Genomic DNA, 9,545 nt, shown 5'->3' with positions numbered 1-9,545 from the left:
CTCCTTCTATATTCCATTAATTTACAAATTGTTAATGGTCTAGTTTCGTATTGCCTTTTTTAAGCTGAAATAACAAATTAAGTGTTTAAATTACTAGAATCATTACTTGACATCACACCACAGGTCTCATATAATCTATAGCTCTATATTTTATACCCTATGCCATTTTTCATTGTAACAAGCTTTCTCCAAAGATTGAAAACATTATAAACCAAAAGCTTACAATCATAATAGCAATCTCTTTACACCTTTGTGAAAAGGGATACTGTGTTTCTTCCATCTATTGATTCCTCCTTTTGTACAAAGATCTCCCCCATTAAAATGGTAAATCGTCGTCCGAAATATCAATTGGTTGACCTGAATTAGAGAATGGATCATCATTCTTTTTAAATCCAGAATTACTAGCTTGATTAAATGAGTTCGAACCTTGATTACCAAAACCAGCTCCTACTGGCTGTTGATTAAATGAATTATGTTCTCCTCCACCACTATTACGTGGCTCTAAAAATTGTACGCTCTCTGCAACCACCTCTGTAACATATACGCGCTTCCCGTCTTGCCCCTCATAATTACGTGTCTGAAGACGACCATCTACACCAGCTAAACTACCTTTCTTTAGATAGTTTGCTACATTCTCAGCTTGTTTACGCCAAACAACCACTGAAATGAAGTCAGCTTCTCTTTGTCCCTGGTTTGTGAACGGTCTATTCACAGCTAACGTAAATGTTGCGACCGCAACCCCATTTGGCGTGTAACGCAAATCAGGATCCTTCGTGAGACGACCAACTAAAATTGTACGATTTAAAGACATGTGTTTTTTCCTCCCTTAGTTTCCTCTATTTTTTAGGTTCACCAAACCATTCATACATAGCTTGACGACTAATAATCCATTCTTTTCGTTTTCCTTTTGGGTGTAAAAAGAATTTTATTAAACCTTCATCTAACATCCGTTGTAACTCTACTACTTTCTTTTCAGTCATACCTGAAGGGCTGAATTTGTGCTTTAGTGTTTCACGAGGAATCCCCCAATGAAATGATGCTTCACTTGGTGTCATGTATTTTTCGATTTCTTTCATGAATATCTCCTTTGTTGTTTTCTTTTTATGCTATACTGTTAGTGAAGCGAATGTACTAGATTCCTTCACAGTACGATACTCATTCAAATACCCTTTGTTTGCTTTTTGCAACGGAGGGTTTTTATTTTTGATGCTTAAATCTTGATTCTAAAATAGCTAAACGAATGAGTTTAACCTTTATTTCCTTACTCAAAGATAACCACTCCGGCGTATTGATTTTCATCATTGATCTCCCCTTTTCTTTACATCATTTTGATTACTATCATATTTTTTTCTAACTCATTGACCTGCAAATGATACGGTGTCCCTGTTGCTTCTAATGCCTTGCAAAACATTTGATAATACTTAAAATTGCTAAGATCGAAACCAATTTGAGCTTTTGTAAGGAAATGTCTTACGTCTTGGATTACTTCAACTGACCTCTTTTTCATTGTAATCACTCCTTATCAAATACGCTCTTATAAGGTCATTATAACTCTCTTTCCACAACCTTACAAGGTCTATGTGTTAAATTTTCTGAATTTTTATTTTTAATAACGGGAGAATACGTGCAAATTTATATAAATCAACAAGAAATACTTTAAAACATCATTTGAGGTCCTTAAATCTCTTCAAATAAGATTTTAATTTGACGGATACCTATTGCATTGAGGGTAATGATTAAATCCGTTACAAAGGAATCTGAGAAGTCGTTTTTTCATAAGAACTTCTTTTTTTGAATAAAATTAAAAATGAGCTGAATAAAGTGCTTTCAACTCATTTATTGACCACTTCTGTATGTGTACAAGATGGAAATTGAGAACAACCAAAAAACTTATTATCATTTTTCTTTGAATATCGAATGACTAATTGATTTTTACAAACCGGACATTTCCGTTCTGCTGGATTGACTTGCTGATACACATCTTTCGCTTTTTGTTCTGGATTCACTTTGGTAATCAAATTCTGAAGCTCAAAACGATCAATAAGTTTCACCTGGCATACTTTTGCTAATTCTTCAGCTTGTTTTGTAAATACACTATTGGTTACGATCCATGCCTCGTCAGCCTTGTAGTATGCTTTTCCTGCATATACTTCTTGTACAGCCCGAATCCCAACTCGATTCTTTATCCCATATCGTTTCGCCTGGATTACAATACGATTTCTCCCTTTAAATATGACGTCTACACCGTAATCACAAGAGCGTTTGGTGACTTCTGGACGATATCCAAGTTCTCGAAAAAGAGCCTTTAGATATACTTCAAATTGAAATCCATCCATTTTGTCAATGTAACGAATCCCCGACTTCGCCATTCTCTTCAGAATTCGAATTTCACGTATTTTTCCAACACTCCATTTTAAAATATGAAAGATAATATAAAGACCCATTCCATACAAAAAAAGCTGTAATATACCTGATATTGGTAATGTATTAGACACTTCGCTCCATCTCCTTTTTTGGTGTTAGTTTCTTTTGCTGCGGTTGCGTTTGTTTAAAAAGCTGTTGCTGTTTTTCAGTTGATTGTATGACTGCCTTCAGTGCATCATTCCAATCTTTCTCCTGTGATGGAAGATGCATTTGGACACGTGGTGTAATCGTTAAAGCTCCTATCTTTTCCGTAAATTCTTTCCCCGCTTTATCATTATCTACTGCGAGGACAATTCGATTCACGGGAAATCCTTCATCTTTTGTCTCTTTAAATGTACGTAAAACAGTCTTCATCTTTAAACCATTCATACTAATCAGCCTTGCATTTTGAAGACGGTTTTGTTGTAACGTCCAATAGGAAAGAAGATCAATCGGGCTCTCGAAATAATAAATGGATGTTGGTTTCCCAACATCCACCATAAATCCTGTATGTGTTTTTCCATTCGGCAAAATTTGCTTGAAAGAACCTCGTTTATTTTCCATCTTAACTGTCCCTTGACGTTCTGCGCCTACTATATCTCCTGTTCCACCTTGTTCTCGCCATTTAAACACAACATTCTTCTTTTTATCTTGTGCAACGAGATCCTGCCCAATCAACCAATTGACTAATCGGGAATCAATTTTCCGCTCCTGAGTTAAATATTGCTTAATCGCTTGTTTATCCTGGACTTCCAAATGCCCTGGATAACGAAATGGCCCATCTTGTTTTGGCTCTTCTTCCTTAGATGATGTAAAGGTTGGATAATCACCAAGATTCACATCACGGACAGCTTCTTGAAAAGACATACCATAATACATTTTCGCAAAACTAATTGCTCCATATCCTTTCTCTCCTCGACTATTCCACGCAAACATATTATCTCGAATAATAAGGCTATCATGCTCCGTATGTCGGTAATAGTTTCCCTCTTTTTGAAATTTTTCTCCTTTGGCCTCTAAATACGACAACAAATCCACATCTTTTGCTTTCATGACTTCCTCCTCTGCCAGTCGATATGTCATGTTGGCACCTCCCCTTGTTGTGAATGGTTTCAAGAATAAAAAAAGAGAACTGTTTGTATCAGTTCTCTCCTATCGGTATCATATTCCCTATATTTTTGTCCTTTGGCTCTGTGAAAATATCAAATGGGTTTTTAGTAACCGTATAACAGCATAGCTTTTCATTCATCAGTTTCATTACCTTTTGATTTTTTTCTATATAATAATTTTCAGTAAAATGAATCCAATCTACCACATTATCTTCATCAGTCGACGAGTATTTGAATAGCTTGTTTTCTTCTAATTTACAAATTAGATGCTTCATTTCTTGCAAGGGTAACATAATCTCGAATTCAGACGTGTGAAACTCCTTGTCTAGGTCGATCAACACCGTTGTATCACAGCAACCTGAACCATATGAATGTATAACATCACATGACCAGTCAACAATCGATAACAAAGTCAATAATTTATATTTGTGTATGGATCTCCCAAAACACACGATGGGAATATACACAGAATCTGATTGTAACAGTGCATTCATAATAATCGTTTGTTTAAGATCTAACATGGGTCTTTTTTTTGCTCTTATATGCTCCAATCTAGGTTCCAATTTGAGTAAAAGTTCATCCAAATGTGGCAAATTCTCTTCAGGTTTTTCTCTTTCTTCCAAAATATCTTGAAACTCCATTTCACCCTCTAAATAATGTGCAAGGGTTTCTATTGTGAATAAGCTAGAAAAAAAACGATAATATCTATAGTCATGAAAAACTCTTCCCTGCAATGTTTTTTCTTCAAAAAACAAAATTTCTAACGGATCACAACTTGATTGAAGGTTTATATTAAATTCTTTCATTTCTCTTATAAAATTCATAATGCGTTCACACCCTCTCATTTTTATTTGCCAAATAAGAATTTTAATCGTTTCTCTTGTGTACTGTAGGATAACCGAGCGTCAAATTTTTTCCCATTATTTTTGGACTCAAACCCTTTAATTTGATCGGTCATGTTCTTTTCTAATATTTTGATCACATTGTTACTACTAATTTTCTTTCCAGACACGACCCCTGGAATAATGAATTCACAAGTTTTTTTATATTGCTCGCATAAGTAATTTGATTTACCTACAATCACTCGGCTCTTACACAGGGGACATTTCCCTAGTGTACGATCTTCCATTGTTGGAAAACGAAACTTTAGCCCCTCCTTATCCAAGTAAAGTGCCGCTGTAAATTCACCCTTTTCTCCTTTAAATCCTTGAATGAAGTCTGAACATTGCCCCGTCAAAATCTTTTTTAGTTGAGAAGGGGGAATCGCTTTTTCTTTGATTTTTGCTGGCAACATGAACTTACAACCATTTTTATATTCTGTGCACCCGAAAAATGTCTTTCGGTGAAGAATATCCCCTTTTTTACATTCTGGACACTTCCCTAGAGATAGCTCCTCTGTCGTTGGAAACTGAAATTGTACTTTGCCTTCTCGGAATACTAAGTACGCTGAAAACTCTTTCTCACCGGATTTAAAGCCTTTTAACAGATCCGTTTTCTTACTTTCAAATAGCTTTTTTATTTGTGCTTCAGGAATCGCCTTTTCTTTAATTTTTTTTGGCATACGGATCTCACACTCTGGATAATTACTACATCCATAGAAGTTTCCTTTATGAAGGATTTTCCCCTTTTTACATGGGCAACGGCATACTTCAATTTGTTGATTCCAATTCAAAATCATTTCATCTGCCACTTTTTCTTCTGTTTCTCCTAGCTTTGCAACTGTTTCTTTTACAAATGTATTCGTATTTTCCACAAATTCACCATATGGCATTTCCTTCTTTTCGATCATATGAATCATCCCTTCCATTTCAGCCGTATAAGCTGGATTTTTGATTTCATCTATCGGAAATTTTTCTACAAATGCACGACCAATTTTCGTAGTACGAATTTGGCCATTGGTAACTGTGATATAATTTCGTGCCGCAAGCTTAGGAATAAACGTCTCCTCTGTTGCGACTGTTCCAATCCGCTTTCCTTTCATCAACTCTTTTAAATGGTCATCATCTAACTTGCGACCGGCGGTCTCCATAAACGTTAGAATGGAGCTTTCAGTATGAAATGCTGGTTTCTTTGTTTTCGACTGCATTAAGTCATGTTTTACGATTTGGAATGAGTCTCCCTCATATAAAAAAGGGATTTGAAAGCTTTCCACAGACCCTTCTTCTATGTCCTCGTGAAATACGCTTAAAAATCCCTTCTCTTGAAGAACTTTCTCTTTTGTACTGTATATAGTTTCATCTTGATCCATGAACTGTGCTTCACGCACCAAATAAACAGCCGGTGACATAAAGTTCCCTATAAATCGCTTTACAATCAAATCATATAATTGAATTTCTAATGGTTTTCTATTGGTCCCGTCATATGGTTTGGTTGTCGGGATGATGGCAAAGTGACTATCTACAAGTTCATCATTAAATGTGGCATGTTTCTCTGTTATGGTATGCATATCCACAAGTTGAATCAAATCTGCATAATTGGTAGACTGCAAGGCTTGGAATACTTCTTGTACTCTACCTACCTTTTCCGTTGGCAAATGCCTGGATGACGAACGAGGATAGGAAATCCAACCTTCTTCATATAAACTCTGAATATGTTTTTTTGCGGTTTCTGCACTCACTTTCAATTTCGAATGCGCCTCTTTATACAAATCCGTTAGGTTATATAACAATTTTGGTTTCTTTTTTCTGGTACTCTCTTTAAACTCCGTTACGGTTAAAGCTGTACCGACTAGTTTTGTCCCAAGCTTTTGTAAAGGAGCTGGATCTAATAATTGGTCTTCTGTCTTCATGACCGCTTCTAAACCATTGTCTGTGATGAGTTTCAGATTATAGTAGGTTTGCTCTCTATAATTCTCTATGGCTATCTCACGGTGCCAAATCTCATGTAACAAGCACATTTGCACACGCCCCGTTGCTAATAAAAATTGATTTTTAGCAAGTTTCGTTGTACATCCTCTTGTTACATTAATTCCGAGAAGATAGTCCAGGTATTGCCTTGCTTTTGCGGAGTTTGCAAGCCCTTCATAATGTTCCCCTGGCTCTAACCGGTTCAACCCTGCCTCTAATTCTGCTGGTTCATAAGAAGCCAGCCAGAGGCGAGATTGTCGTTTATCTACACCTGCATACTCATACATTTCTCGATAAATCAGCTCACCCTCACGGTCTCCATCACAAGCGTTGACCACATGATCTACATCCTGACGTTGCAACAATTCTACTAAAGTATTGATTTGTTCGATATAATCCGGTTTCACTTTGTATTCCGGCTCTAACAAAAGGGGCAAGTGTTTGAATTTAAATTCTTTGTATTTCTCATCTATTTCTTCTGGATGCTTCAGCTCTAATAAATGACCGGAACACCAACTAATAATGTACTGATAGTTCTCAAAGTATCCAAAATAAGGTTTACTCCCCATATGTTTCTCTGCATTTCGAAAACGTGGTGATTTCAATAATTCGTATGCAACTTTTGGCTTTTCCGCAATAAATAATGTTTTTCCCATTACCCATTCCTCCTCATGTATGTAACATCTTTAATTTTGACGCTTGATTCTCCGCATTTTGAAGCGTTTCATCACACATTGCCCCATCCATAAACAAATGTTCAATGCCACGACTACAAGTAACATACAGCCAGCAAATAGCCATGGATTCATGACATCTTTCTCCATTCCCAATCTTTCTGCAAAAACACATACATTTGCTTTTTCTCTGACAATATTTCACGTGCCAATTGAATTTTTTCTTTTGGGAACAGAATAAAAATCAGTTCTTCAGCATTCCTTGTCTCTGCCCATACACCCGTATAATCAATATCTACAATCTCAACAATGTTTACCATTCGCTTCTCTCCTTTCGCTTTTAAAAAGAAGAAGAGCACTGTTTAACAGTACTCTCCTCAACCTATATCTATCTAGAATGTTCCATTTCCGCTTCTTTTGGCTGCTCTTTCTTTTTTACGTTTTTAAACTGATGAAAAAGTTGTGCGAATTTATTTTGACTTTTTGGTTCTTTCCCCTGGCTCGATTCTTTTTTACTGTTTTTATCATATTCTTGTTTTTCTTGATCTAAGGCTTTTTCAATGCCGGACAACTTTTCCCGCTGGGAATCTGTTAGATTCATTCCTTTTAACTCCTGAAGAGCTTCCTTTTTCAACCGGTATACTTCAGGATATGAATGTGTCTTCTCAAACTCTTTCATTTCTTTGACACGCTCTTCCCGACTTTTCGTATACGTTTCTTCTTGTTGCCCTGGACTATTACCCTGTTTTTCTTTTGATGTGGTTTGTTTATTTGGATCTGATCCCTTTTCATTATCAACTCCTAATAACATAAGCAATTCTGCCTGATATTGTTCCTTGTAACGTATCTCATCCTGAGAAGGGGCAAGTTCTTCTAAAATTTGTTCCTTATATGACTCTTTATAAGCCTCCTTAGGCAATCCTTTAGGTATTACCACTTGATCTTTTTTATCTAATGGTTCTAGAGATGGGAAAGACTGTTCTACTTGGTTTTCCATCTTTAGATTGGCTGTTTCGTCCATTCTTTGCCGCTCAAGCGCTCTTTGTTTTATCAAATTTTTCACCACATCAGACAACAACTTCTCTCCTGTAAGTCGAAGAGAAGAATTTGACCAATTTTCACCATCTATTTCTTGTTCATATACTTTTACTTTCCCCGTATCATGATGAACATCAATTGTGATATCTCCTTGCCCCCAGTCCATTGCGCTTGTCACAGATGGAATTGCAAAGCGAGTCACACCAGGCTCAACTCCTCGTTGTTTTTCATGCATATTCCCTTCAGGGAACCTTTCTATTTCTTTTCCAGCCGTTTTCAACGCATATTTGTACAAGGCCTCTTTTACCTCTTCTTGTTTGACTTGTTCTTTTATATTCATTTTTCATTCCTCCTTAAAATAAAAAATCACTTCTCGTTCTCAACGATAAGTGATGACATTGTTTCTTTATTAAATTGTGTAAACAAGCCATTTATCGTCCTAATTCCACCTCTTGTTTCTTTTTCTTTGCAACATTTTGGAATTGCGTAAAGTTCGAGAATGGTTCATATTGTTTTTCCCGATCAACCAATTTCGATGCGGTCTGCTTAGTAGCCGTAATTCCCTCTTTATTCAGCTTTTCTTGTACTTTACTTTCTAATTGATTGACAGATTCTTGGGTAATGAGTTCATTATCAATTGCTACATTTTTCGTTGCAAAATAACGCTCTTCCACTTGTACACGATGAATAATACTATCAATATCGTTTACTGTTTCATGAGATTGTGCTCGCTTAAAAGCCTCATATTTTCCACTTAATTCTTTCTCCATCGAAGCTGTAACATGTTTAGCTGTATGAGGAAGTGGTTGTAATTTTTGTTCTAATGACTCAATTGGTGCATAACCTTCCTGTTTCATTTCTTTATATAACTCTACTTCTTTTTCACTAAACGTTAACTCTTTTGGATCCTCAGCTTTATCTACAAAATCCACTTCTCTTTGTACCCATTTATCATATATGGCTATTTTGACTAGATCATTTAAATCAATCTGTGCATCCTTTTGATGTACAACAAACGAATTTTCTTTCCCCTCAAAAACAGAATTATGGACTGTCTCATATAAATCTGGTTGCAAAATTTTATTTAAGTGAACATCTTTTACACTACCGTTTTTTTCCGTTAAAGATACAGATAAACCTTCTTGATTTGGTTCTTCTTCCTTCCGTATTGGTATGTCAGTAATCTCTTTAGTAAAAGCATCCATCATGTGTATTTTTCCACCATACATATCTTGAACATCTTTATACAACACTTCGATTGTAACCAAATGGGCTTTCTCATGATATGGAGATGCATATAAACCATCTGACACTGTTTTTGCCATACTATCTACCTCTTTCCCTTTTTTATTATTGATTTCTTTATCTAAAATACTTTCAATTGTTTCAATAAATTCCACAGACGTTTCATGTACTTCTTTTAGCAATTTGGATTTATCTTTTAACTCTTTCCCTTGCGTCCAGTTGGCTAAATA

At 35.9% G+C, this 9,545-nt stretch carries 10 protein-coding genes and 1 pseudogene; all 11 read right to left on the bottom strand.

From position 1 onward, the window contains the following. Positions 1-316 precede the first annotated feature (316 nt). Positions 317-811: a single-stranded DNA-binding protein gene (ssb, locus tag ORL93_RS30310; RefSeq protein WP_265960286.1), complete on the bottom strand. Its 495-nt coding sequence runs from the start codon at positions 809-811 to the stop codon at positions 317-319. A gap of 25 nt (positions 812-836) precedes the next feature. After that, positions 837-1,076, bottom strand: coding sequence for a hypothetical protein (locus ORL93_RS30305; RefSeq protein WP_003207670.1), 240 nt, complete (start codon positions 1,074-1,076; stop codon positions 837-839). A gap of 242 nt (positions 1,077-1,318) precedes the next feature. Next, positions 1,319-1,507 carry a hypothetical protein gene (locus ORL93_RS30300; protein WP_265960285.1) on the bottom strand — a complete coding sequence of 63 codons (189 nt, stop codon included), beginning with the start codon at positions 1,505-1,507 and terminating at the stop codon, positions 1,319-1,321. 325 nt (positions 1,508-1,832) lie between these two features. Continuing rightward, on the bottom strand, positions 1,833-2,444 hold the full coding sequence (locus tag ORL93_RS30295) for a restriction endonuclease (RefSeq protein WP_265960287.1): 612 nt from the start codon (positions 2,442-2,444) through the stop codon (positions 1,833-1,835). A gap of 43 nt (positions 2,445-2,487) precedes the next feature. Next, positions 2,488-3,486 carry a DUF3991 and toprim domain-containing protein gene (locus tag ORL93_RS30290; RefSeq protein WP_265960284.1) on the bottom strand — a complete coding sequence of 333 codons (999 nt, stop codon included), beginning with the start codon at positions 3,484-3,486 and terminating at the stop codon, positions 2,488-2,490. Between the two features lie 58 nt (positions 3,487-3,544). Beyond that, entirely contained in the window at positions 3,545-4,336 is a 792-nt protein-coding gene (locus ORL93_RS30285; protein ID WP_265960283.1) for a hypothetical protein, read from the bottom strand. A gap of 23 nt (positions 4,337-4,359) precedes the next feature. Continuing rightward, positions 4,360-7,014: a type IA DNA topoisomerase gene (locus tag ORL93_RS30280; protein ID WP_265960282.1), complete on the bottom strand. Its 2,655-nt coding sequence runs from the start codon at positions 7,012-7,014 to the stop codon at positions 4,360-4,362. Between the two features lie 30 nt (positions 7,015-7,044). Beyond that, positions 7,045-7,167 (bottom strand): hypothetical protein, encoded by a 123-nt coding sequence (locus ORL93_RS30275; protein WP_255299145.1) that lies wholly within the window; start codon positions 7,165-7,167, stop codon positions 7,045-7,047. Next, positions 7,164-7,352 (bottom strand): hypothetical protein, encoded by a 189-nt coding sequence (locus ORL93_RS30270; protein ID WP_088094483.1) that lies wholly within the window; start codon positions 7,350-7,352, stop codon positions 7,164-7,166. The genes ORL93_RS30275 and ORL93_RS30270 overlap by 4 nt, the downstream gene beginning before the upstream one ends. Before the next feature lie 68 nt (positions 7,353-7,420). Next, entirely contained in the window at positions 7,421-8,410 is a 990-nt protein-coding gene (locus ORL93_RS30265; RefSeq protein WP_265960281.1) for a hypothetical protein, read from the bottom strand. Between the two features lie 91 nt (positions 8,411-8,501). Then, positions 8,502-9,545 (bottom strand): annotated as a pseudogene (locus ORL93_RS30260) (hypothetical protein); the annotation flags it as partial.

This window comes from Bacillus sp. DHT2 (assembly GCF_026241455.1).
Lineage (GTDB): Bacteria > Bacillota > Bacilli > Bacillales > Bacillaceae_G > Bacillus_A > Bacillus_A pseudomycoides.
The sequence above is the reverse complement of the archived record's forward strand: the minus strand, read 5'-3'. Positions and strand labels throughout refer to the sequence as shown.

Coding starts and splice junctions, on each gene's coding strand:
- ORL93_RS30295 (WP_265960287.1), bottom strand. CDS start 2,444: ATGGGTCTTTATATTATCTTTCATATTTTAAAATGGAGTGTTGGAAAA.
- ORL93_RS30290 (WP_265960284.1), bottom strand. CDS start 3,486: ATGACATATCGACTGGCAGAGGAGGAAGTCATGAAAGCAAAAGATGTG.
- ORL93_RS30270 (WP_088094483.1), bottom strand. CDS start 7,352: ATGGTAAACATTGTTGAGATTGTAGATATTGATTATACGGGTGTATGG.
- ORL93_RS30265 (WP_265960281.1), bottom strand. CDS start 8,410: ATGAATATAAAAGAACAAGTCAAACAAGAAGAGGTAAAAGAGGCCTTG.
- ssb (WP_265960286.1), bottom strand. CDS start 811: ATGTCTTTAAATCGTACAATTTTAGTTGGTCGTCTCACGAAGGATCCT.
- ORL93_RS30305 (WP_003207670.1), bottom strand. CDS start 1,076: ATGAAAGAAATCGAAAAATACATGACACCAAGTGAAGCATCATTTCAT.
- ORL93_RS30285 (WP_265960283.1), bottom strand. CDS start 4,336: ATGAATTTTATAAGAGAAATGAAAGAATTTAATATAAACCTTCAATCA.
- ORL93_RS30300 (WP_265960285.1), bottom strand. CDS start 1,507: ATGAAAAAGAGGTCAGTTGAAGTAATCCAAGACGTAAGACATTTCCTT.
- ORL93_RS30275 (WP_255299145.1), bottom strand. CDS start 7,167: ATGAATCCATGGCTATTTGCTGGCTGTATGTTACTTGTAGTCGTGGCA.
- ORL93_RS30280 (WP_265960282.1), bottom strand. CDS start 7,014: ATGGGAAAAACATTATTTATTGCGGAAAAGCCAAAAGTTGCATACGAA.